The organism is Oerskovia sp. NPDC056781, assembly GCF_042789955.1.
Lineage (GTDB): Bacteria > Actinomycetota > Actinomycetes > Actinomycetales > Cellulomonadaceae > Oerskovia > Oerskovia rustica.
The window spans coordinates 1-22851 of record NZ_JBHUAD010000038.1 but is presented as its reverse complement, the minus strand read 5'-3'; the positions used below and the strand labels follow the sequence as shown (position 1 = coordinate 22851).

16 protein-coding genes are annotated in these 22851 nt (G+C 74.1%); 14 read left to right on the top strand and 2 right to left on the bottom strand.

Going from position 1 to position 22851, the window contains the following annotated elements; genetic code table 11:
• On the top strand, positions 1-2345 hold a 2345-nt coding region (locus ACFRCR_RS05530), incomplete at its 5' end, for an SCO7613 C-terminal domain-containing membrane protein (RefSeq protein WP_377676035.1).
• A 98-nt stretch (positions 2346-2443) separates the two neighbouring features.
• On the opposite strand, the gene ACFRCR_RS05525 is transcribed toward ACFRCR_RS05530, so the two are convergent.
• On the bottom strand, positions 2444-2917 hold the full coding sequence (locus ACFRCR_RS05525) for an Lrp/AsnC family transcriptional regulator (protein WP_030150361.1): 474 nt from the start codon (positions 2915-2917) through the stop codon (positions 2444-2446).
• Positions 2918-3076: 159 nt separating this feature from the next.
• Here ACFRCR_RS05525 and pdhA point away from each other — a divergent pair, with 159 nt between their 5' ends.
• From pdhA to ACFRCR_RS05470, 11 genes are all read left to right on the top strand, one after another.
• Positions 3077-4270, top strand: coding sequence for a pyruvate dehydrogenase (acetyl-transferring) E1 component subunit alpha (pdhA, locus tag ACFRCR_RS05520; protein ID WP_377676034.1), 1194 nt, complete (start codon positions 3077-3079; stop codon positions 4268-4270).
• The gene (locus ACFRCR_RS05515; RefSeq protein ID WP_377676033.1) at positions 4267-5298 is read left to right on the top strand and encodes an alpha-ketoacid dehydrogenase subunit beta; all 1032 of its coding nucleotides are present in this window, start codon (positions 4267-4269) and stop codon (positions 5296-5298) included. The genes pdhA and ACFRCR_RS05515 overlap by 4 nt, the downstream gene beginning before the upstream one ends.
• Positions 5298-7340 (top strand): 2-oxo acid dehydrogenase subunit E2, encoded by a 2043-nt coding sequence (locus ACFRCR_RS05510; protein ID WP_377676032.1) that lies wholly within the window; start codon positions 5298-5300, stop codon positions 7338-7340. Before ACFRCR_RS05515 ends, ACFRCR_RS05510 begins: the two co-directional genes overlap by 1 nt.
• Positions 7341-7387: 47 nt before the next feature.
• Complete coding sequence (locus ACFRCR_RS05505; protein ID WP_377676037.1) at positions 7388-9016, top strand: carboxyl transferase domain-containing protein; 1629 nt, start codon at positions 7388-7390, stop codon at positions 9014-9016.
• A 5-nt stretch (positions 9017-9021) separates the two neighbouring features.
• A complete protein-coding gene (locus tag ACFRCR_RS05500; RefSeq protein WP_377676031.1) occupies positions 9022-11286 on the top strand; it encodes an acetyl/propionyl/methylcrotonyl-CoA carboxylase subunit alpha in 2265 nt (754 codons plus the stop codon).
• Entirely contained in the window at positions 11283-12467 is a 1185-nt protein-coding gene (locus ACFRCR_RS05495) for an acyl-CoA dehydrogenase family protein (protein ID WP_377676029.1), read from the top strand. The genes ACFRCR_RS05500 and ACFRCR_RS05495 overlap by 4 nt, the downstream gene beginning before the upstream one ends.
• A gap of 127 nt (positions 12468-12594) precedes the next feature.
• Positions 12595-13143 (top strand): MaoC family dehydratase, encoded by a 549-nt coding sequence (locus ACFRCR_RS05490; RefSeq protein ID WP_377676028.1) that lies wholly within the window; start codon positions 12595-12597, stop codon positions 13141-13143.
• Positions 13140-14045, top strand: a complete 906-nt coding sequence (locus ACFRCR_RS05485; RefSeq protein ID WP_377676026.1) for an HpcH/HpaI aldolase/citrate lyase family protein — start codon at positions 13140-13142, stop codon at positions 14043-14045. Before ACFRCR_RS05490 ends, ACFRCR_RS05485 begins: the two co-directional genes overlap by 4 nt.
• Before the next feature lie 122 nt (positions 14046-14167).
• Positions 14168-14875: a CoA transferase subunit A gene (locus ACFRCR_RS05480; RefSeq protein ID WP_377676036.1), complete on the top strand. Its 708-nt coding sequence runs from the start codon at positions 14168-14170 to the stop codon at positions 14873-14875.
• A gap of 1 nt (position 14876) precedes the next feature.
• Positions 14877-15638 (top strand): 3-oxoacid CoA-transferase subunit B, encoded by a 762-nt coding sequence (locus ACFRCR_RS05475; RefSeq protein ID WP_377676025.1) that lies wholly within the window; start codon positions 14877-14879, stop codon positions 15636-15638.
• Entirely contained in the window at positions 15635-16795 is a 1161-nt protein-coding gene (locus ACFRCR_RS05470) for an acetyl-CoA C-acyltransferase (RefSeq protein WP_377676024.1), read from the top strand. The genes ACFRCR_RS05475 and ACFRCR_RS05470 overlap by 4 nt, the downstream gene beginning before the upstream one ends.
• A gap of 104 nt (positions 16796-16899) precedes the next feature.
• Here ACFRCR_RS05470 and ACFRCR_RS05465 read toward each other — a convergent pair whose 3' ends face one another.
• Positions 16900-19755, bottom strand: a complete 2856-nt coding sequence (locus tag ACFRCR_RS05465) for a flippase-like domain-containing protein (RefSeq protein ID WP_377676023.1) — start codon at positions 19753-19755, stop codon at positions 16900-16902.
• A gap of 245 nt (positions 19756-20000) precedes the next feature.
• Here ACFRCR_RS05465 and ACFRCR_RS05460 point away from each other — a divergent pair, with 245 nt between their 5' ends.
• The gene (locus ACFRCR_RS05460; RefSeq protein WP_377676022.1) at positions 20001-20867 is read left to right on the top strand and encodes an HdeD family acid-resistance protein; all 867 of its coding nucleotides are present in this window, start codon (positions 20001-20003) and stop codon (positions 20865-20867) included.
• Positions 20868-21151: 284 nt separating this feature from the next.
• On the top strand, positions 21152-22792 hold the full coding sequence (locus ACFRCR_RS05455) for an ABC transporter substrate-binding protein (protein WP_377676021.1): 1641 nt from the start codon (positions 21152-21154) through the stop codon (positions 22790-22792).
• Positions 22793-22851 lie beyond the last annotated feature (59 nt).

Below are 22851 nucleotides of genomic sequence, written 5' to 3'. Positions count from 1 at the left end.
GGTTCGTGGTCGCGGGCCGGTTCGCGCAGGCGCGCCGGGCGCCGGGCGCCCCGGCCGCCGCGACGCCGACCGCCTCGGCCCCGGCGCCCCGCGCTCCGTGGCCCGTGAGTGCCTGGGCCGCCGCCGCGCTCACGGGCGGTTTCGTCGCGACGGGGCTCACGGCCCTCGTGGCCTGGGCGGCGCGCCCGACCGTGGTGCTGAGCGGCGCCGTCGTGCTCGCGCTGCTGCTGTTCGCCCGCCGCACAGTGCCCGCCCTGGTGCACCCGTTCCTCGTGGGGCTCGGGTACGCGTACGCACTGCTGGTCCTCGGGACGACGCTCGGCTGGGCGGGCCTCGGCACGACCGAGGCCGTCGCGGTCGTGTCGGTCACGGCCTCGGTCGTCGCGATCGTCGTCACGCGGGTCCGTGCGGTGGGGCAGCCGTCGTGGTGGGCCGTGCTCGTCACGACGTCGGTGCCCTTCCTGCTGGGGGTCGCGACCGTGCTCGACGAGCGCAGCTGGTGGTCCGCCGCCGCGGCGGCGACCATGCTCGCGCTCGAGGGCGTCCTCGTCCTGACCCGGCGGTCCGAGATGGCGCGGGCGGTCCGCGTGGCCGCGGCAGGCCTCCTGCTCCCGACGGCGTCGGTCGTCCTGGTCTGCCTCGGCGCCGAGCTCGTGCCCGGCAGCGCGTCGCCCGTGGTGCTGCCGCTCGTCGCGATCCTGGCCGCCGCGGCCGTGGTCGGGGTCCCGTCCGCCCAGGCGTACCTGACCGCGCGCGGGCTCCCGGGCCGGCACGTGCTCGACGCGGGACGTGCGGTCGAGGTCAGCGTGCTCGTGACCGCGTTCCTCACGGTCGTGCTCGCCCTGGTGCGCGTCGCGGCGGGCCCCGAGACCACGGCCGTCGTGCTCCTGGTCCTCGGTGCGGGGGCTGCGGTCGTCGCCGGCCGCCCGGACCGCCGCTGGGCGTGGTGGGTCGCGGGCGGGCTGTGGGTCGGCGCCCTGTGGTCGTTCCTCGCCCTGCTCGACGTGGGGCTCGTCGAGGCGTACACGGCACCGCCCGCGCTCGCGGCCGTGGTCGTCGGCGGGCTCCTGGCCCGGCGCTCGCCCACGGGCCGGCACCTGGCGGCGTGTGGGCTCGGGCTGCTGGTGCTGCCCTCGCTGCTCGTGTCGATCCTCGTGCCCGAGGGGGACACGTGGCGCAACCCCACCGTCCTCGCCCTCGGTCTGGTCCTCGTCGCGGCCGGTGAGACGGCTCGCCGCCTCGCGACGCGGGGCACCCGTGTGAGCGCGACCTGGGCGGCCGACGCCGCGTCGCGTCTCGCGCTCGCCGCGATCCTCGCGTCGGTCGCGGGGCTCGTCGCGGCGCTCCAGTCGACCCAGGCGGCCGGGGACGCCGACCCGACCCGCGTCTACCTCGTCGCGCTCGCCTGGTCCGCGGCAGGGGCCGCCCTCGCGGCGCTCGCGGGCGACCGCCTCGTCGCCGCGGTCGCGCCCTGGGGTGGTGCCGACCGGGAGAGCGAGGTGCCCGACGGCGCCGCACCCCGCCCGCTCGACCCGACCCTTCGCCGGTGGTGGGCCGCGCCCGCGCTGGTGCTCGCCGTCGTCGGGCCGGTCGGGGCCGTGGGGGAGAGCTGGACCGTGATCGCCCTCTCGTGGTTCGTCGAGGTCGCGCTGCTCGTGCTCGTCGTGCACACCGTGCGCCGGGCCGTGGCGACCACGCGCCGCGAGGACCTGCGGTGGCCGCCCACGTGGTTCGTGTGGGCGCTCGCGCTCACCGCCGCGATCGGGGCGTGGAGCCCGCGCGAGCTGCGCGTCGAGGTCTTCTCGCTGCCGCTCGGTGCAGGCCTGCTCGTCGCGGGGTACCTGGCGTTCGCGGCGACGACGCGAGCCGCCCGGGCGGGGGACGGGGGGTCCGGGGCTGGTGGTCCGGTCGGCACGACGACGGGCGATGGGTCGGTCGGGGTGCCGGTCGTGACGCGGCCCCGGCTCGCCGACTGGCCCGTCGGGTACGCCGGGTCGTGGCGCACCCTCGCGCTGGGGATCGCGGCGACGCTCGGTCCGTCGGTCCTCGCGACCTACACCGACGCCCGCACGTGGCGGGCCGTGCTCGTCATCGGGCTCGCGCTCGCGGCCGTGCTGATCGGGACCAGGTTCCACCTCGCCGCGCCGTTCGTGCTGGGCGTCGTGGTGCTGCCGGTCGAGATCCTCGTGGTGTTCGTGAGCCAGCTCGGCACGGCCATCTCGGCCGGGCCGTGGATGCTCACGCTGACGGCCGCGGGCGGGCTGCTGCTCATCATCGCGGTGTACTACGAGCGGCGCATGGCCGCGTTCGACGGCGCCGCGGCGTACCTGCGCGACCTGCGGTAGGGACCCCGCGCGAGACGGGTGCTCGCGTCAGAGGCGCAGGTACCCGTCTCGGACCGAACCACCCGTCTCGCGACCACGCGGGGGCCGGCCGGCCGGTGCTAGAGGCTCTTGCGTGCCCGCTCGATCAGGGGGCGCACCCGGTACGGGATGAGCTCTCCCATCGAGAGCGACGTCTCGGTGCGTTCGACCCCGTCGATCGCGAGGATCGCCGCGTCGATGCGGAACAGGTGGTCCGTGGTGCGGCACGCGACCAGGACCCGCAGGTCCGAGGTTCCGCTGCGACCGTGCGCCTGGAGCACCTCGGGGATCTCCGCGAGCGTCGCCACGATGCGGCCGAGCTCCTTCTGCTTGACCTCGACCTCGATGAACGCGGTCAGCGGGTGGCCCAGGAACTCCGGGCTGATGCGCCGGTCGAAGTCGAGGAACGCCCCGGCCTCCTCGAGGTGGGCCATGCGCGCGTGCACCGTGTTGCGCGAGAGCCTCAGGCGCTCGGCCAGCGCGACGATCGTGCCGCGCGGGTCCTTCGCGAGCGCGACGAGGAGATCGAGGTCGACGGCATCGTAGCTGCGCACATTGTTCAGCCTAGCCCGACATCCGGGAGCAGACCGCGCAGCCTTTCCGCAATGACTGGAGCCATGTGCGGGGCGGGGTTACGTTCACGGTATCCGGTGCTCGACGGTGAGCGGCGGGGTGCTCGACGACGAGCACGGGAGCAGACGCGAGGTGACGCGATGACGCCCAGCAAGGTGGACAGCCGTGTCGAGCCGCGGACGACACAGGACGTCGTCCAGGTGCTCGACGAGGCCGGTGCACGCCACGGATCGGCGGAGCAGGACCGGTGGCTGGAAGGACTCGACGCAGACCCCGCGGCGGCCCTTCGACTGTACGAGGACATGGTCGTGGTGCGTCGGATCGACGCCGAGGCCACGGCTCTCCAGCGGCAGGGCGAGCTCGCGCTGTGGCCGCCGCTGCTCGGGCAGGAGGCCGCGCAGATCGGCTCGGGCCGGGCGCTGCGCGCCGACGACTTCGTGTTCTCGAGCTATCGCGAGCACGCCGTGGCGTACACGCGGGGGGTCGCGCTCGTCGACCTCGTGCGGGTGTGGCGAGGCGTGACTGCGTCGGGCTGGGACCCGTACGCCGTGAACATGGCGACGCCGCAGGTCATCATCGGCGCGCAGACGCTGCACGCGACGGGCTACGCGATGGGCATCCAGAACGACGGGGCCGACGCCGTCGCGGTCGCCTACCTGGGCGACGGCGCCATGAGCCAGGGCGACGTCAACGAGGCGTTCGTGTTCGCCGCGACCTACCGGGCGCCCGTGGTGTTCCTGTGCCAGAACAACCAGTGGGCGATCTCCGAGCCAGTGGCGCTCCAGTCGCCCGTGCCGCTCGTGGACCGTGCCGCGGGCTTCGGCCTGCCGGGCGTGCGTGTGGACGGCAACGACGTCCTCGCGGTGCACGCCGTGACGCACGAGGCCCTCGACCGGGCCCGCACGGGCGGCGGCCCCACGTTCATCGAGGCCGTGACCTACCGCATGGGCCCGCACACCACGGCCGACGACCCCACGCGCTACCGCGACCCCGCCGAGCTCGAGGCGTGGGCCGGGCGCGACCCGATCTCGCGCTACCGGGCCTACCTGACCGACCGCGGACTGCTGACCGAGGCCGAGGAGACGCGGGTCCAGGGTGTCGCCGACCAGGCCGCGGCCGAGCTGCGTGCCGGGTGCATCGGGCTCGAGGACCCGTCCGCGCTCTCGATCTTCGACCACGTGTACGCCGAGCCGCACGCGGCGCTCGCGGCCGAGCGAGCCGCGTACGCGCAGTACCTGGAGGGGTTCGCCGACTCCCCGGGGCCCGACGCCGGCACGATCACCCCAGGTACCGGCGCCCCCAGCACCTCCGAGGCGAAGGACGGTGCCCGATGACCACCCTGACGCTCGCCAAGGCCCTCAACGCGGGCCTACGCCGCTCGCTCGCGAACGACGACAAGGTCGTCGTCATGGGCGAGGACGTCGGCCGCCTCGGCGGTGTGTACCGCGTGACGGACGGCCTCCAGGCCGAGTTCGGTCCGCGTCGCGTGCTCGACACGCCGCTCGCGGAGTCGGGCATCCTCGGCACGGCCGTGGGGCTCGCGTACCGCGGCTACCGTCCCGTGTGCGAGATCCAGTTCGACGGGTTCGTGTACGTCGCGTTCGACCAGATCGTGTCCCAGCTCGCCAAGATGCACGCCCGCACGGGCGGCGCGGTGCGCCTGCCGATCACGATCCGCATCCCCGTGGGTGGTGGCCTGGGGGCGGCCGAGCACCACTCGGAGTCGCCCGAGGCGTACTTCGCGCACACCGCGGGCCTGCGCGTCGTGACGGTCTCCGACCCGCAGGACGCGTACACCGTGCTCCAGCAGGCCATCGCGTGCGACGACCCGGTCGTGTTCTTCGAGCCCAAGCGGCGATACCACCTCAAGGGCGAGGTCAACGAAGCGGCGGACCTGCGCTCGGCCGACCCCATGGACGCGGCGCGCGTCGTCGTGCCGGGCACGGACGTCACGCTGGTGACGTTCGGGTCGCTCGTCACGACGGCCCGGGACGCCGCGGTCGCGGCTGCCGACGAGGGCGTCTCGATCGAGGTCGTGGACCTGCGCTCGCTCTCGCCGATCGACCACGCGACGGTGGCGGCGTCGGTCCGCAGGACGGGTCGGCTGGTCGTCACGCACGAGGCCCCGCACCAGGCGGGTCTGGGTGCGGAGGTCGCGGCCGCCGCGACCGAGCGCTGCTTCGACCACCTCGAGGCCGCGCCGGTGCGCGTCACGGGGCACGACGTCCCGTACCCGCCCGCCAAGGCCGAGCAGCACCAGGTCCCGGACCTGGACCGGATCCTCGACGGCGTGGACCGTGTCCTGGGGCGCGGGGCGTACGGGGCGTCGGAGCACGCGGCGTTCGAGGGGGTGGCACGGTGATGGCCACGCGCGAGTTCCTCCTGCCTGACCTCGGCGAGGGCCTCACCGAGTCCGACCTCGTGAGCTGGCACGTCGCGGCGGGCGACCGGGTCGAGCTCAACCAGGTCATCGCGGAGGTCGAGACGGCCAAGGCCCTGGTCGACCTCCCGTCGCCCTACGCGGGCGTCGTCACGGTCCTGCACGCCGAGCCGGGGCAGACGGTCAACGTCGGCGAGCCGCTCGTCACGTTCGAGGTCCCGGACGAGGCCGGAGCATCGGGCGCAGCGCCCGCCGCAGGGCCGTCGGCCAGGGCGTCGGCAGGCAGGGGTCGTGGGGGGCGGACGGCCCGCCGCGGCGCCACGGCCCAGGTGTCCGACGGCGCCGCCCCCGAGGCTTCGTCGGCGGCCGTGCCGGCGGGGGGCGGCTCGCCCGACGGCGCAGCGACGGCCGGTCGAGCGGCCGACGGCGGGGCGCACGCTCCCGAGGAGGCGCCCCAGCCGAACCTCGTGGGGTACGGCGCACGGCCCGAACGGTCGGGCCGGCCCGTACGGCGAGCACGCCGTAGCCCCGTGCCTCCTCCCACCGAGACCGGGCTCGTTGTCGCCGGTGCCGACTCGCGGGCGACAACGGGCCCGATCTCGACCGACGGCGGCCGACCCGGTGAGCGCCCGGGTGCCCCGGCAGCCGTCGGTGAGGACGGGGGCGCGTCCGCTCCGACCGAGCGGCCCCGCTCGACCCCGCCCGTGCGCCGGCTGGCCAAGCAGCTCGGGGTCCACCTCGAACGGGTCGTCGGGACCGGGGCACGTGGCCTCGTGACCCGCGAGGACGTCCTGGCGGCCGTGAGCTGTGCACAGGACGGGCCGCGCGAGGGGACCGAGACCGGGACCAGGATCGAGCAGGGGGCCGCGGCCGGTCGACGCGCGGGGACGGGCCGGGAGCGCAACGGCGTCCACGGTCTTCCGAGCGACGCGTCGAGGGGACCGGCGTCCCGAGGCTTCGGCACCGCGGGCCCGGCCGACGCGTGGGACGGCGACGAAGACGCTGCCGCTGCCGCTGCCGACGAGCCCACGCCACGCACCTCGGGGCGCTTCGCACCGACCTCTCTGCACGACATCCTCGGCCAGTCCGGGCTGGCCCGCGCGGCCTCACGGCGCGCCGGAGGGTTCCCGCTGCCCGAGCCGCGCACCGCACGGGCCGAGCCGGACGACAGGAGGGGAGCGGCGCCGTCGGGCGGGGCGGGCACCGGTGCCGACCGCGGGCCGGGCGACCCTGCTGCCCGCGAGACCCGCACGCCCGTGCGCGGCGTGCGCAAGCACACGGCCGCCGCGATGGTCGCGAGCGCCTTCACGGCACCCCACGCGACCGTGTTCCTCACGCTCGACGTCACGTCCTCGACCGACCTTCTCGACCGGCTTCGGACCCACCCGCTCGCCCGCGGGACCAAGGTCACGGTCCTGGCGCTCGTCGCGCGGGCGCTGTGCATGGTCCTGCCGCGGCACCCTTCGCTCGCCAGCCGGTGGGAGGACCTGCCGGACGGGAGCGCGGAGATCGTCCACAGCCCGCGCGTCCACCTGGGGATAGCGGTCGCGACCGAGCGCGGGCTCGTCGTGCCGCACGTGCCCGACGCGCAGGCGCTCGGGCTCACGGGGCTGGCGCAGGCGCTCACGGACCTCACCGCGACGGCCCGCAGCGGACGCACCGCGCCCGAACGGCTCACGGGAGGAACCATCACGATCACCAACGTCGGGGTGTTCGGCGTCGACGCCGGGACGCCGATCCTGGTGCCGGGCGAGGCCGCGATCCTGGGCGTCGGGGCCGTGCGCAAGCGCCCCTGGGAGCACGAGGGACAGGTCGCGCTGCGTGACGTCCTGACCCTGAGCCTGTCGTTCGACCACCGCGTGGTCGACGGCGAGCAGGGCGCCCGGTTCCTCGCCGAGCTCGGGGCGCTGCTCGCCGACCCGGCGCTCGCGCTGCTCCTGGTGGGCGACCCGGGCGAACCGGGCGACCCCGGGGCCCCGGACCCCGGCGACCGGGGCGCATCCCGGACGGGGGCGGCCTCGTGACCGCGACCCTGCCGACCGCGCGCAGCACCCCGGGCGTCGGCGACGTCCTGGGGACGACGGTCGACCCGTCCTCGGCGGGCGCCCGCGCCAACGACGCGGCGCAGCGCTCGCTCGTCGCCGGGCTGCGCGAGCGCACGGCCCGCGCCGCGCTCGGCGGCCCCGAGACGTCCCGTACCCGGCACGTCGCTCGCGGCAAGCTGCTGCCGCGCGAGCGCGTCGAGCACCTGCTCGACGAGGGCAGCCCGTTCCTGGAGATCGCGCCGCTCGCGGCCGAGGGGATGCTGGGCGGCGAGTGGCCCGGTGCGGGCGTGATCGCGGGGATCGGGGTCGTCGAGGGGCGCCGTGTCCTGGTCGTGTGCAACGACGCGACCGTCAAGGGCGGCACGTACCACCCGCTCACGGTCAAGAAGCACCTGCGGGCCCAGGAGATCGCGCTCGAGAACAGGCTGCCGTGCATCTACCTGGTCGACTCGGGCGGCGCGTTCCTGCCGCTCCAGGCCGAGGTCTTCCCCGACCGCGACCACTTCGGGCGGATCTTCTACCACCAGGCCCGGCTCTCGGCCGCGGGCGTCCCGCAGATCGCGGCGGTCCTGGGATCGTGCACCGCGGGCGGTGCGTACGTGCCCGCCATGAGCGACGAGACCGTGATCGTGCGGAACCAGGGCACGATCTTCCTGGGCGGCCCACCGCTCGTGAAGGCCGCGATCGGCGAGGTCGTCACGGCCGAGGAGCTGGGTGGCGGCGACCTGCACGCGCGCCGCTCGGGCGTCACGGACCACCTCGCGGAGGACGACGAGCACGCGCTCGCGATCGTGCGCCGCATCGTCTCGACACTCCCGCCGGACCCGGTGCCCGCGTGGGCTGTCCACGAGGGCGCCCCGCCCGTCGTCGGGCAGGACGAGCCCGGCGGGCCGGGCGAGAGCCTGTACGGCGCGGTGCCGGTCGACGTCCAGGCGCCCTACGACGCGCGCGAGATCGTCGCGCGGCTCGTCGACGGCAGCGTGTTCCACGAGTTCAAGCGCGAGTACGGCGACACCCTGGTCACGGGGTTCGCGCACCTGCACGGGCACCCCGTGGGGATCGTCGCGAACAACGGGGTCCTGTTCAGCCCGTCGGCGCTCAAGGGCGCGCACTTCGTCGAGCTGTGCGACCAGCGCGGCATCCCGCTCGTGTTCCTGCAGAACATCTCGGGGTTCATGGTCGGCACCGACGCCGAGGCCGGGGGCATCGCCAAGGACGGCGCCAAGATGGTCACGGCGGTCGCGACGACGCGCGTGCCCAAGCTGACGGTCGTGGTCGGCGGGTCGTTCGGGGCGGGCAACTACTCGATGTGCGGGCGCGCGTACTCGCCGCGGTTCCTGTGGTCGTGGCCCGCGAGCCGGATCTCGGTCATGGGCGGCCCGCAGGCCGCGTCGGTGCTCGCGACGGTCAAGGCCGACCAGCTCGCGGCGCGCGGCGAGCAGTGGGCGCCCGACGACGAGGCCGCCTTCCGTGAGGACATCCGCTCGCGCTACGAGGAGCAGGGCGACCCGTACTACGCCACGGCCCGGCTCTGGGACGACGGCGTCATCGACCCGGCCGACACGCGCCGCGTGCTGGGACTCGCGCTCGACGTGTGCGCCCGCACCCCGCAGGCCCCGACCGAGGGCCCGCGCTTCGGGCTCTTCAGGATGTGAGGGCCATGCTCCCGCTGCGCACCCCCGCCCTGCCCGTCGTCCCCGGGTCGTCAGACCCAGCGAGCACTCCGGGTCCCGCGGGTTCTGACGGCACGAGCACGCGCCCCTTCGGCACGGTCCTGGTCGCCAACCGTGGCGAGATCGCGTGCCGCATCATCGGCACGCTGCGCCGCCTCGGCATCCGCTCGGTCGCGGTCCACAGCGACGCCGACGCCGGCGCGCGGCACGTGTCCCTCGCCGACGTCGCGGTCCGCATCGGCCCGGCCGCCGCGGCCGAGTCGTACCTGAGCGTGCCCTCGATCATCGGTGCGGCCCGCGCGACGGGCGCCGACGCGATCCACCCCGGCTACGGCTTCCTGTCCGAGAACCCCGAGCTCGCGCGGGCCTGCGCGGACGCAGGCATCGTGTTCGTCGGGCCGGGCGTCGAGGCGCTCGAGGCCATGGCCGACAAGATCACGGCCAAGGAGATCGTCGCGGCGCGCGGCGTCCCGGTCGTGCCGGGCAGCACGGGCCGCGACCCCGTGTCCGGCCGGGCGCTCGACGACGAGGCCCTCGCCCGGGCCGCGCGTGACGTCGGCTTCCCGCTGCTCGTCAAGCCCTCGGCGGGCGGCGGCGGCAAGGGCATGCAGGTCGTGACCTCGGCCGAGGACCTGCCGGCCGCGCTCGCGAGCGCCCGCCGCGTCGCGACCCGGTCGTTCGGCGACGGCACGCTGCTCGTCGAGCGCCTCGTCGCCCGACCGCGCCACATCGAGGTACAGGTGCTCGCAGACTCGCACGGCGCCGTCGTGCACCTGGGGGAGCGTGAGTGCTCGCTCCAGCGCCGCCACCAGAAGGTCGTCGAGGAGGCGCCGTCGCCGTTGCTCGACGCCGCGACGCGCGCCCGCATCGGGGAGGCGGCGTGCGAGGTCGCGCGCGGCGTCGACTACGAGGGGGCCGGGACTGTCGAGTTCCTCGTGCCCGCGGACGACCCGGCGACGTTCTTCTTCATCGAGATGAACACGCGGCTGCAGGTCGAGCACCCCGTGACGGAGATGGTCACGGGCCTGGACCTGGTCGAGGCCCAGCTCCGCGTCGCGGCGGGCGAGGCGCTGGGGCTCGCGCAGGAGGACGTCGTCCTGCGGGGCCACGCGATCGAGGCCCGCCTCTACGCCGAGTCCCCGACGCGCGGGTTCCTGCCCGCGACGGGCGAGGTCGTCGCGCTCGTCGAGCCCGACGGCGCCGGCTGGCGTCTCGACAGCAGCCTCACCGAGGGCCTGCGTGTCGGGGGCGACTACGACCCGCTGCTCGCGAAGGCCGTCGCTCACGGCGCCGACCGCGCCCAGGCGCTCGACCGGCTCGACCGCCTGCTCGGGGAGACGGTCGTGCTGGGCGTCGACACCAACGTCGGCTTCCTGCGGGCCCTGCTCGCGGACCCGGACGTCCGGTCGGGGGACCTCGACACGGGGTTGATCGAGCGGTTCGTGGCGGCCGGGGGAGTGCCCCCGGGGACCGCGACCGAGGACGACCTCGTGGCGGTCGCGCTGTGCTCGCTCGCGGAGTCGGACGCCCACCGCGCCGCGCCGCACGCGACCGGCCCGTGGGGCGCGGGCGACGGCTGGCGGCTCAACGCCGCGCCCCGCCCGCGCCGGGTCGTGCTGCTCGCCCCGGCCGAACAGCCGCACGAGGTGACCGTGACCGGAGACGTGAGCGACGCCGTCGTGCACGTGGACGGTGGCGCAGAGCCGGGTTCAGCCCGGCGAGCCTCGCTGACACCTGGCGAGGGGCACGCGTGGCGGCTGGTCGTGGACGGAGTGGGCGAGACCGTGCACCTCGCGACCGGCGCCGACGGGAGCGTCTGGCTCGCTCGCGACGGACGGGTCGTACAGGTCGCCGTCCCGACGCGCGCCGAGCGCCTCGCGCGCCGCGCGGCCGCACGCCGCGACGACTCCGCGCGCACCGACGGCCTGACCAGCCCCGACGTCCGCGCGGGAATGCCCGGCACGGTCGTCGCGGTCGCCGTCACCGACGGCGAGACCGTTGCCGCAGGCACGGTCCTCGTGGTGGTCGAGGCCATGAAGATGGAGCACCCGCTCGCGGCTCCGCACGCGGGCGTCGTGCGGCTCACGACCCGCCCGGGCGACCTGGTGCGGCGCGACGAGGTGGTCGCCCGCGTCGAACCACTGCCCGACGACGCCGCTCCCGCCCCGGCGGACGAGCGCACGACCCTGCAGCACCCCCAGGCCGATATCCCGGCCGTCCCCGTCCCCTCCCACACCCCAGGAGCGCCATGAACACCGAGCTCACCGACGAGCAGCGCAAGCTCAGCGACACCGTGCGAGAGTTCGCGGACACCGTCGTCGCGCCCGCCGCGTACCAGTACGACACCGAGCGCCGCCTGCCGCTCGACATCATCCGCGAGATGGGCGACCTGGGGCTCTTCGGTCTGCCGTTCCCCGTCGAGCACGGCGGCCAGGGCAAGGACTACCTGTCGCTGTGCCTCGCGGTCGAGGCCCTCGCGCGGGTCGACCAGAGCATCGCCGTGACGCTGGAGGCCGGTGTCGGGCTCGGGATCATGCCGATCGCCCGGCACGGGACCGCGGCGCAGCGCGAGCGGTGGCTGCCGGACCTCGTCACGGGGCGGGCGCTCGCGGCGTTCGGGCTGACCGAGGCCGAGGCGGGCTCGGACGCCGGGGCCACGCGCACGACGGCGCGGCACGAGACCGGGCCCGACGGCGGCGCCGGGGTGTGGGTCATCGACGGCAGCAAGCAGTTCATCACCAACTCCGGGACGCCCATCACGAGCGTCGTCACGGTCACGGCGGTCACGGGTGAGGAGACCCGGGCCGACGGGACCGTGAAGAAGGAGCTGTCGAGCATCCTCGTGCCCTCGGGGACGAAGGGGTTCACGGTCGGGCCGGCGTACGACAAGGTCGGGTGGCACACGTCCGACACCCACCCGCTGACGTTCGACGACGTCCGGGTCCCCGAGGCGAACCTGCTGGGCGAGCAGGGGCGCGGGTACGCGAACTTCCTGCGCGTGCTCGACGAGGGCCGCGTCGCGTTCGCGGCGCTCGCCACCGGGGCTGCCCAAGGGTGTCTGGAGGAGGCGCTGCGGTACGCGCGGACGCGCAACGTGTTCGGTCGCGACATCGGCTCGAACCAGCACATCGCGTTCACGCTCTCGCGCATGGCGGCCCGCGTCCACCAGGCACGGCTCTGCTACTACGACGCGGCGTCGAAGCTCGCGAACGACGTCCCGTTCAAGGTCGAGGCGTCGATCGCGAAGCTCGTGGGCAGCGAGGCGGCCATGGCCAACGCGCGCGACGCGGCGCAGATCTTCGGCGGCTACGGGTTCCTCAACGAGAACCCCGTGGCCCGCCACTACCGCGACTCCAAGGTGCTCGAGATCGGGGAGGGGACGTCCGAGGTGCAGCTCATGATCATCGCGCGCGGCCTGGGTCTCACGGCATAGGCCACGGTCGACAAGGAGGTTCCGCGCGGTCGAGAACGAGGTCGTGGTCGATATCCCGGCCAGAACGACCGCAACCCCGTTCTCGACCGGACGTCCGACGACGACCACCAGAAGGAAGGAGTGCAGGATGCGGGAGATCGCGCAGCGCGGGCTCTACTACGACGAGCTCGAGACCGACGTCCGCTACGTCCACAGCCCGGGCCGCACGCTGACCGAGGCCGACAACGTGCTGTTCACGACCCTGACCATGAACACCCAGTCGCTCCACCTCGATGCGGCATGGGCCGCGACCCAGCCGTTCGGGCAGCGGCTCGTGAACTCGATGCTCACGCTCTCGACGCTCGTCGGGGCCTCGGTCGCGCAGCTCACGCAGGGCACGATCGTCGCCAACCTCGGGTTCGCCGAGGTCGCGTTCCCGCACCCGGTGTTCCACGGCGACACCCTGTACTCCTCGACGGTCGTCCTGGAGAAGCGGCCGTCGGCCTCGCGGCCCGGTCAGGGCGTCGTGACGCTCGAGCACCGCGGCCACAACCAGGACGGAGCGCTCGTGGCGCGGGCCGTGCGGTCGACGCTCGTGTGGACCCGCGCGGCGCACGAGGCGGCCCGCGCCGCCGCACAGGCCGAGCCGGACGTGGTGGCGCGCGACGCCGTCGGGCAGGAGGGCGGTGCACCGTGACGACCTTCGACCTGGGGCCCGCGCTCCTCTTCTGCCCTGCCGACCGGCCCGACCGGTACCGCAAGGCCGCGGACCGCGCCGACGCCGTGATCCTCGACCTCGAGGACGCCGTCGCGCCGGACGCCAAGGCCGCGGCGCGCGACGCGCTGCTCGCCGAGCCCCTCGACCCGGCGCGGACGATCGTGCGGGTCAACGCGGTCGGGACCCCGGACCACACGGCCGACCTGGCCGCGCTCGCGCGCACCGCCTACCGGACCGTCATGGTCCCCAAGGTCGACGAGCGGCTGCCGCTCGACCTCGGCGGGCTGCGCGTGGTCGCACTGTGCGAGACGGCCGCAGGCGTCCTGGCCGCCCCCGCACTGGCCCGGCGGCCGGGGGTCGTCGCACTGATGTGGGGCGCCGACGACCTCGTCGCGTCGCTCGGCGGGACGTCGAGCCGGTTCCCCGACGGGACCTACCGCGACGTCGCGCGTGCCGCCCGGTCCGCGGTGCTGCTCGCCGCGGGGGCAGCGGGCGTCGCGGCGGTCGACGCGGTGCACCTCGCGATCGACGACCTCGACGGGCTGCGCGACGAGGCGCTCGACGCCGCAGCCGTCGGCTTTGCCGCGACCGCGTGCATCCACCCCTCGCACGTCCCCGTCGTGCGGGCCGCGTACGCGCCGTCGCCGGGCAGCGTCGCGGCCGCCCGCGCGCTGCTCGCCGCGGCCACCGGGCACGACGGCGTGTTCGTGCACGACGGCGTGATGATCGACGGCCCCTCGTTGCGGCACGCCGAGGCCGTGCTGCGACGGGCGCGCGCGGCTGCCGGGTCCCACGCACCTCCGGTCGGTACCACCCAGCCCGGCGGCACGACCGCCCCCACCCCGTCCCCAGCCCTCCGCACAGGAAGCAGGCCGACATGACGACCGACGGAACCCGCCCGGCGAGCGACCGCGCCCCGGCCGCCGGGACGACCCCGCACGCACCCGGTGTCAGACGCCACCCCGACGCGGCCACCGCCCTCGAGAGCCTGCTGCGTGACGGCATGACGATCGCGGTCGGCGGGTTCGGCCTGTGCGGCATCCCGTCCGACCTCATCGAGGCCGTGCGCGACTCGGGGGTGCGCGGGCTCACCGTGGTGTCCAACAACATGGGCGTCGACGGCAAGGGGCTCGGGCTGCTGCTCGAGAGCGACCAGGTCGACAAGGTCCTGTCGTCCTACGTGGGCGAGAACAAGCTGTTCGCGCAGCGGTACCTCGACGGCGACCTCGAGGTCGAGTTCGTGCCGCAGGGCACGCTCGCCGAGCGCCTGCGCGCGGGCGGTGCCGGCATCCCCGCGTTCTACACCGCCACAGGCGTCGGGACACCGGTCGCCGAGGGCAAGCCCGTCGAGGAGTTCGACGGGCGCCGCTACGTCCTCGAACGCGGCATCGTCGCCGACCTCGCCCTGGTGCACGCGCACCGCGCCGATCCCTACGGCAACCTCACCTACCGGTTCACGGCCCGCAACTTCAACCCGCTCGTCGCGACCGCCGGGCGCGTCACGGTGGTCGAGGCCGAGATCCTCCTGGACGAACCCCTCGACCCCGACGTCGTCGTCACGCCCGGGATCTTCGTCGACCGGCTCGTGCCCGCGCGGCCACGGGTCAAGGACATCGAGCAGCGCACGGTGCGGCCGCGCGCGGTCGGCTCGGGAGCGGCCGACGGCGCCGCGCCGCCCGCCGTGCCCGCTCCCGCGGGAAAGGACGCCTGACATGCCCTGGGACCGGGACGAGATGGCTGCGATCGCCGCGGCCGAGCTGCACGACGGCGACTACGTGAACCTCGGGATCGGCATCCCCACCCTCGTCGCGAACCACCTGCCGCCGGGCGTGTCCATCACGCTGCAGAGCGAGAACGGGATGCTGGGCATCGGCCCCTTCCCGGTCGAGGGCGACGAGGACGCCGACCTCGTCAACGCGGGCAAGCAGACCGTCACGGCCCTGCCCGGCGCGAGCTACTTCGACTCCGCGACGTCGTTCGCCATGATCCGCGGCGGTCACGTCGACATCGCGATCCTCGGGGCCCTGGAAGTCTCCGAGACCGGGGACCTGGCGAACTGGACCGTGCCCGGCAGGCTCGTCAAGGGCATGGGCGGGGCCATGGACCTCGTCGCGGGCACGCCCCGGATCGTCGTGCTCATGGACCACGTGGCGCGCGACGGGTCGCCCAAGCTCCGGCACGAGTGCGCGCTGCCCCTCACGGGCGAGGGCGTGGTGGACCGGATCATCACGGACCGCGCGGTGTTCGACGTCCTGCCCGGCGTCGTACCAGAACCAGCGGGGGCTCGCGGTCACGCCGGTCCCGACACCCCGCGGCGGCGTCTCGTGCTGAGAGCCGTCGCGCCCGACGTGACCCTCGACGACGTGCGGTCCGCGACCGAGGCGAGCTACGTCGTCGGGCTGGAAGAAGCGGGAGCCCCGGCCGGAGCGACCGTTCCCGCACAGTCCGGCACCGGACACCAGGAGGAGTCATGACCGTCGTCGTGGGGTATGCGCGCACCCCTTTCGTGCGCTTCAACGGTGCGTTCGCGACCGTGCCCGCCGCCGTCCTGGGGGCCCACGCGCTGGGCGCGGCGCTCGCGGACGCGAGGCTCACGCCCGACGACGTCGAGCTCGTCCTCGCCGGGCAGGTGCTCCAGGGCGGGGCCGGGCAGAACCCCGCGCGGCAGGCCGCTGTCGGCGCGGGCGTGCCCTTCTCGGTGCCTGCGATGACGCTCAACGCGGTGTGCCTGTCGGGGATGGAGGCCGTGGTGCAGGCGCACCGGCTGATCGCCGCGGGCGAGGCGCAGGTCGTCGTGGCCGTGGGGCAGGAGTCCATGAGCCTCGCGCCGCACGCGTGGGTCGGGTCGCGCGCGGGCCAGAGGTTCGGCGACGTGACCCTCGTGGACACGCTCGCGCACGACGGGCTGCGCGACGCGTTCGAGCGGGAGTCGATGGGGCTCAGCACCGAGCGGCACGGCGAGGGGCTCGCGATCGGCCGGGAGGCGCAGGACGCGTTCGCGGCGGCGTCGCACGCGCGGGCCGCTGCGGCCGCGGACTTCCTGCGCGGTGAGATCGCGCCCTTCCAGACGCCGGGGCGCGGTGGTCGGCTCGTCGACGCGGACGACGGCGTGCGCGCCGACACCACGGTCGAGGTCCTCGCGCGGCTCCGCCCCGCCTTCCGTGAGGACGGCACCATCACGGCCGGGAACGCCTCGCAGATCTCCGACGGCGCCGCGGCCCTCGTCCTCGTGAGCGACGAGGAGGCCGCGCGGCGCGGGCTGACCGGCGCACGCCTCCTCGGGCACGCGCTCGTCGCCGGGCCCGACGTCTCGCTGCACGCGCAGCCCGCGAACGCGATCCTCGCGGCCTGCGGGCGCGCCGGTCTCGCGGTCGGCGAGCTGTCGGCGGTCGAGATCAACGAGGCCTTCGCCGCGGTGGCCCTCGCATCGACGGACCTGCTGGGTGTCGACCCCGCGATCGTCGACGCCAACGGCGGCGCGATCGCGCTCGGGCACCCGATCGGGGCGTCGGGAGCGCGGATCGTGGGTCACCTCGCGCGGCGGCTCGCGGCGCTGGGCGGCGACGCCGTGGGCGCGGCGGCGTTGTGCGGCGGCGGGGGACAGGGGTCGGCGGTGGTGCTGCAGGGGTAGGGCGCGAGGCCGTCCTCGTCGAGCGTGCAGTTCGGGTGGTCAGCGGCCGCTGGGAACGACCCGAACTGCACACTCGACGAACGCGCCCGCGGCGGGAGCCAGCGCTACAGGTCGCCCTTGCGCTGCAGGTACCGCATGGCGCCCCAGCCGATCGGGATGCGGGCCCAGTAGGTCGCGACGCGGAAGAGGATCGTGGCCGAGGTGGCGATCGCGGGCGGGATCCCCGCGGCGGTCAGGCCGGCGGTCAGGGCGATCTCGATCGTGCCCAGGCCGCCGGGAGTCGGGACCGCAGCACCCGCCGCGTTGCCGACGAGGTAGATCACGGCCACGTCGACGAGCGCGAGCTCCTGGCCGAACGCCGCGAGGGCCGCGTCGAACGCGAGCACGTAGCCGAGCGTCATGACGATGTTCCCGCCGAAGCCGAGGGCCAGTCGGCCCGGCTGGCTGAGCATCTCGGACAGGCGCGGCCACACCTGCTGCACGGTCGGCCTGATCTTCGCGAGCACCCAGCGCCGCACGGCGGGGACGAGCAGCGTCGCGATCACCGCGAGGGCCACACCGGTGATGGCGAGCAGGACGGTCGTCGACGGCAGGCTGATGAGCCCGCCCGAACGGGTCGTCATCGACAGGACGACGAGCAGCAGGATCGTGATGACGAACTGGGAGACCTGCACGAGGGCGACGGTCGCGACGGCCATGGGGGCCGAGACGCCGCGCTTGGTCAGCATGCGCAGGTTGAGCGCTGCGGGCCCGATCCCGGCGGGGGCCGCGAGGGCGACGAACGACCCGGCCATCTGGGTGAGCGTCGCCCGGATCATGGGGAGCCGGACGGGCGAGAAGGCCACGAACGTCAGGGCTGCGCCGAACCAGGTGAGGATGCCCAGAGCGAACGAGATGACGGCCCACCACGGGTTCGCCTGGGAGACGGCCTCGGTGATCTGCTGGAAGTTCATGGTCGTGACGACCACGGTCACGGCGACGATCGTCAGGGTCAGCGTGATGATCGTCCGGGCCCCGAAGCGCGTGATGCGCTGGGGTTCGACGTCGGTCTCGGGCAGGCGCTCGACGAGCGCCGCGCGCAGGTCCTTGAAGAGCGCCTTGTTGGCACGCATCTCCTCGCGCGTGCTCACGGGCAGCGCGATCGACTGGAGCAGCGGCCCGATCGCCGCGATGTCCTCGTTGGGCAGCACGCTCACGGCCGAGGCCACGGCCCGTTCGGCACCCACGCGCAGCGCGAGGAGAGCGACCATCTGCGTGAGGTCCATGCGACGCGACAGCTCGGACGACGCGATGTCTCCCTGCTCCCAGCCGGTCAGCCAGACCTTGACCTCGGAGTCGTCCGGGCCGCTCCGGGGGCTCAGGTCGACGGTCGCGGACCCGGTGCCCGGGCCCGTCCCGGCAGGGTGTGTCGCGGCCCCGCCCGGTTCGCCACGGCTCACGAGCATGACGTCGGAGGTCAGGGCCCGGTGCGAGAGCCCGGCGTCGTGCGCGAGCTGGATCTGGTGCCAGGCCTCGGTGAGGACGGCGTCGGTGACCTCGTCGTCGGGCAGGTCGCGCAGCGAGACCGCGCCCACCGCGTGCTCCTGGACCAGGATCATCGAGTCGTCGGACTCGGCCACGCCGAGCAGGCGCGGCGTGCGGACGCCCGCGGCGCGGGCGGCGTAGGCGAGGAGCGCGGTGCGCTCGGCGACGGCCTTGAGCGAGATCGCTGCGCGGCCCTCGATGCCGCGCAGCCGGAGGGAGCGCCAGAGCCGGGTGAGGAAGCCGACGACCTGTCGGTCGCCGTCGAGCACGACGACGTCACGTCGCACCCCGTCCTCGGTGAACATCGCGTAGACGCGGTTGTCCCCGGAGCGCGTGAGGGCGATCGCGGCGGGGTCGGAGGGAGCCTCGGCCGGCTCCCGGACTCCTTCGCCGAGGGCACCCGAGAGGTGGTCGCCCGTGATGCGCGCGTCGGCGGTCAGCGCGGAGTCCTCGTCGGACCCCGCGACACGGACGATGCCGACGTGCACCTCGGCCGTGATCTCGCCGTCGGCGTTGACCTCGGTGATGGGGTCGTCGGCCGCCTCGGCGAGCTCGGCGGGCTGGGACACGTCGCGGACGCGGACGAGGGCGGTCGGCGAGTAGCCGGCGCGACGGACGCCGTCGACCAGGTGTGGGCCGTAGGCGCGCTCGCTGCGGACGCCGGAGACCCAGCGGACCGTGTTGCCGGCGATGCGGCCGAGCAGGAGCGTGATGATCGCCCCGGGGAGCGAGACCTGGGCCGTGATGAGGACGACGCCGAGCGCGATGAACAGCAGGTTCCAGGACCAGGCGACCGTCCGGCGCCGGGTGCGCGGGCCCGCTGCGGTGAGCAGCCCGCTGATCGCGGCGACGTAGCCGGGGATGCTGAGGTGCCACTCGCCCCGGATCCGGACCGAGAGGCCTTGGATGAGGTCGTCGGAGCCGAACGTCATGACCGAGAACGTGACGGCGATGCCCAGGATCATGCCCAGCGCGGCCGCGGCGATCGACTCGACGACCTGCCGCCCGAGCTTGCGGATCCCCAGCTCGATCAGGACCGCCGTGGGGATCGCGAGCGTCACGAGACCTTCGAGGACCGCGACGGGGATGAAGAGGATCCTCGCGAGGAGGTCGGAGAACCCCTGGACGTCCTCGGCGACGCCCGCGGTGGTGCCGTGCGCGTACACGGACATGAACAGGACGAGCGCGACGCCCAGCGCGCACAGCACGATCCCCACGAGGTCGCTGGGGTGGCGGACGCGTGCCTCAGGGGTGTCGACGACCATGACGGTCGGGTCGGTGCCGTCGCCCACCGGGCGAGGGGTCGCGAGGAACGAGCGGAACGAGCGGGGGTCCGGGGCGGGGGGCTCGCCGGAGCGTGACCCGACCTCGTGCACCTGCGGGCGCGGCTCGGCCGTCGCCGGAGGACCGGCCGGGTCGTGAGCGCGCGCAGACATGCTTGCGAGTCTAGGGCTGAGGGTCCCGGGAGGCGCGGTATTACGCCACTTTCGGACGGGTGATTTGCCCGCTTGCTCCCGGTGCTCGGGGGCCTTCGACGCGCGAGTGTGACCAACGTCCAGCACGATGAACGCAGGCAGCGCTCCCACCTGACCTGCGACGACGAGGATCGCGGGCGTCGACGATCAGGTGCTCGGCGCACGACACGAACGGTGGTGGGCTCGTGGTCCGCAGCAGGGGCAGGGTGAGCGGCAGCGACGTGCACGAGCTGCCCAACGCGTTCAAGAACGTCTGGTGGCTCCCGGTGGTGCGCGGCGTGCTCCTGGTGGTCCTGGGGCTGCTGCTCATGATCCAGCCGCTCGAGGCGCTCGAGACGCTGCGCTGGGTGTTCGGGATCTTCCTCGTCGCGGACGCGGCCCTCGTCGCGGCCCAGGGGCTGGCCCACCGCAAGCAGGTGGGCTGGCGGTGGTGGCTCGCGCAGGCGGTCGTCGACGTGCTCTTCGGGGTCGCGATCCTGTTCTGGCCCGACCTCAGCTCGACCGCGCTCTACTACGTCCTGGTCGTGTGGGTCCTGGTCCTGGGGATCACGGCGGTCGTGGGGGCTGCGGGGCTGGTGCGCAACCGTGACCTGGGATGGCCGTGGATGCTCACGGTGGGCATCGTGTCGGCGCTGTTCGGCCTGCTCCTCGTCACGCGCCCGGTGGACTCGGGCGACGTCCTGAGCCTCACGGTCGTCGTGTTCGGGTTGTACGCGTTCGTCGCGGGGGCGATCCACGTGGTCTCGGGCTTCGGGGTCCGTTCGGTCGCGCGCGAGCTCGCGGACCTGCGTGCGCAGGCGGTCGCGGCCGGTGTGGTCGTCACGGGCGGGTCGGTCCTGGGGGCCGGGCCGTCGGCCCCGGTGGTCGCGGAGGCGGCAGCGGCGCCCGCCCCGGTCCCGGGTGCGCCCTCCGGCCCGACGACGGAGCTCACCCCGGGCGGGGACGTCGCGGGCGAGGTGGCCGGGGCGGGCGACGCGCCGACCGGCGACCCGCTCCCGGCCGGTGACCCGGACGAGGGGACCTGGTCGGGCGAGCCGGGCTCCGGCGTCGGGCGGGGGACGGCCGACCGCTGAGCGAGGGGGATGACAGCGCTGCCACAATGACGCGACGCGCCGTGAAACGGCCGTGACGCACCGGAACGTACTCCTGGGTAACTTCACCCGTGTGACCTGTCTCACCATGTGGAGAGTGGGGTTACGACCGGGTAACAACATGACCGGAACCGCGCCGTCTTGCGCTTTCGGGGTGCTTGACCGAAACAACTGTGTGTTAGACATCACGCACCTTGGTCACAGCGCCAGGTCGTGGGAGCGCCACCGCGCACCCACCTGACGACCCCGAAGAAGAGGTGTGACGGATGACGACCGTTTCCAGGAAGCGGCTCCTCGCCGCAACGGCGGGCATCGCCGTCGTGACGCTCACGCTCACGGCGTGCGGCAGCGGCGGGAACGACGACGACGGTGGCGGCGGCGCGAGCGCCGGTGGCGCACTGACCATCGGCACGACCGACAAGGTCACGACGCTCGACCCGGCGGGCTCCTACGACAACGGGTCCTTCGCGGTCATGAACCAGGTGTTCCCGTTCCTCCTGAACACCCCCTACGGCAGCCCCGACGTCGAGCCCGACATCGCGGAGTCCGCCGAGTTCACCGGTCCCACCGAGTACACCGTGAAGCTCAAGCCGGGCCTCAAGTTCGCCAACGGCAACGACCTCACGTCCTCCGACGTGAAGTTCACGTTCGACCGGCAGGTCGCGATCAACGACGAGAACGGCCCCGCCTCGCTGCTCTACAACCTGGCGGGCGTCGCCGCGCCCGACGACACGACCGTCGTCTTCACGCTCACGTCGCCCGACGACCAGGTCTTCCCGCAGATCCTGTCGAGCCCGGCCGGCCCCATCGTCGACGAGGAGGTGTTCGCGGCCGACGCACTGACGCCGGACGCCGACATCGTCGCGGGCAAGGCGTTCGCCGGCCAGTACTCGATCGCGAAGTACGACTTCAACAACCTCATCTCCTACGAGGCCAACCCCGACTACCAGGGCGTGCTCGGCAAGGCCGCGACCGCCAAGGTCAACACCAAGTACTACGCCGACGCGTCCAACCTGAAGCTGGACATCCAGGAGGGCAACATCGACGTCGCCTTCCGCAGCCTGTCCGCGACCGACATCGACGACCTGCGGGGCAACGACAAGGTCAAGGTCGTCGACGGCCCCGGCGGCGAGATCCGCTACATCACGTTCAACTTCGACTCCCAGCCCTACGGCGCCAAGGCCGAGGGTGCCGACCCGGCCAAGGCCCTCGCCGTGCGCCAGGCCGTCGCCGGCCTGATCGACCGCGAGGCCATCGCGAGCCAGGTCTACAAGGGCACCTACACGCCCCTGTACTCGTACGTCCCCGCAGGCCTGACCGGAGCCGTCGAGCCGCTCAAGGAGCTCTACGGCGACGGCCAGGGCGGGCCCGACGCCGACAAGGCCAAGGCAGCCCTCGAGGCAGCCGGGGTCACGGTCCCCGTCGTGCTCGACCTGCAGTACAGCAACGACCACTACGGGCCGTCCTCCGGTGAGGAGTACGCGCTCATCAAGGACCAGCTCGAGGAGAGCGGCCTGTTCACGGTCAACCTGCAGACGACCGAGTGGGTCCAGTACGCCAAGGACCGCACGGCCGACGTCTACCCCGCGTACCAGCTCGGCTGGTTCCCGGACTACTCCGACGCCGACAACTACCTCACGCCGTTCTTCCTCCAGGAGAACTTCCTCGCGAACCACTACGACGACCAGGAGGTCAACGACCTGATCCTCCAGCAGGCCGCCACGCCCGACGCGGCAGCACGCACGTCCCTCATCGAGGAGATCCAGGCCAAGGTCGCCGAGGACCTCTCGACCGTCCCGTACCTCCAGGGCGCGCAGGTCGCGGTCGTCGGCACCGGCGTCGAGGGGACCGAGAAGACGCTCGACGCGTCCTTCAAGTTCCGCTACGGAGCGCTCTCGAAGGGCTGACCCCACAGGCGCTCGGGGTGGTGGGGGCGCCCGCGGGCGGACCCCCCCCCGCCCGCCCG

Excerpts from the sequence above, each read along its gene's own strand:
- pdhA (WP_377676034.1), top strand. The coding sequence starts at position 3,077 with ATGACGCCCAGCAAGGTGGACAGCCGTGTCGAGCCGCGGACGACACAG.
- ACFRCR_RS05515 (WP_377676033.1), top strand. The coding sequence starts at position 4,267 with ATGACCACCCTGACGCTCGCCAAGGCCCTCAACGCGGGCCTACGCCGC.
- ACFRCR_RS05510 (WP_377676032.1), top strand. The coding sequence starts at position 5,298 with ATGGCCACGCGCGAGTTCCTCCTGCCTGACCTCGGCGAGGGCCTCACC.
- ACFRCR_RS05500 (WP_377676031.1), top strand. The coding sequence starts at position 9,022 with ATGCTCCCGCTGCGCACCCCCGCCCTGCCCGTCGTCCCCGGGTCGTCA.
- ACFRCR_RS05495 (WP_377676029.1), top strand. The coding sequence starts at position 11,283 with ATGAACACCGAGCTCACCGACGAGCAGCGCAAGCTCAGCGACACCGTG.
- ACFRCR_RS05490 (WP_377676028.1), top strand. The coding sequence starts at position 12,595 with ATGCGGGAGATCGCGCAGCGCGGGCTCTACTACGACGAGCTCGAGACC.
- ACFRCR_RS05480 (WP_377676036.1), top strand. The coding sequence starts at position 14,168 with ATGACGATCGCGGTCGGCGGGTTCGGCCTGTGCGGCATCCCGTCCGAC.
- ACFRCR_RS05475 (WP_377676025.1), top strand. The coding sequence starts at position 14,877 with ATGCCCTGGGACCGGGACGAGATGGCTGCGATCGCCGCGGCCGAGCTG.
- ACFRCR_RS05470 (WP_377676024.1), top strand. The coding sequence starts at position 15,635 with ATGACCGTCGTCGTGGGGTATGCGCGCACCCCTTTCGTGCGCTTCAAC.
- ACFRCR_RS05465 (WP_377676023.1), bottom strand. The coding sequence starts at position 19,755 with ATGTCTGCGCGCGCTCACGACCCGGCCGGTCCTCCGGCGACGGCCGAG.
- ACFRCR_RS05455 (WP_377676021.1), top strand. The coding sequence starts at position 21,152 with ATGACGACCGTTTCCAGGAAGCGGCTCCTCGCCGCAACGGCGGGCATC.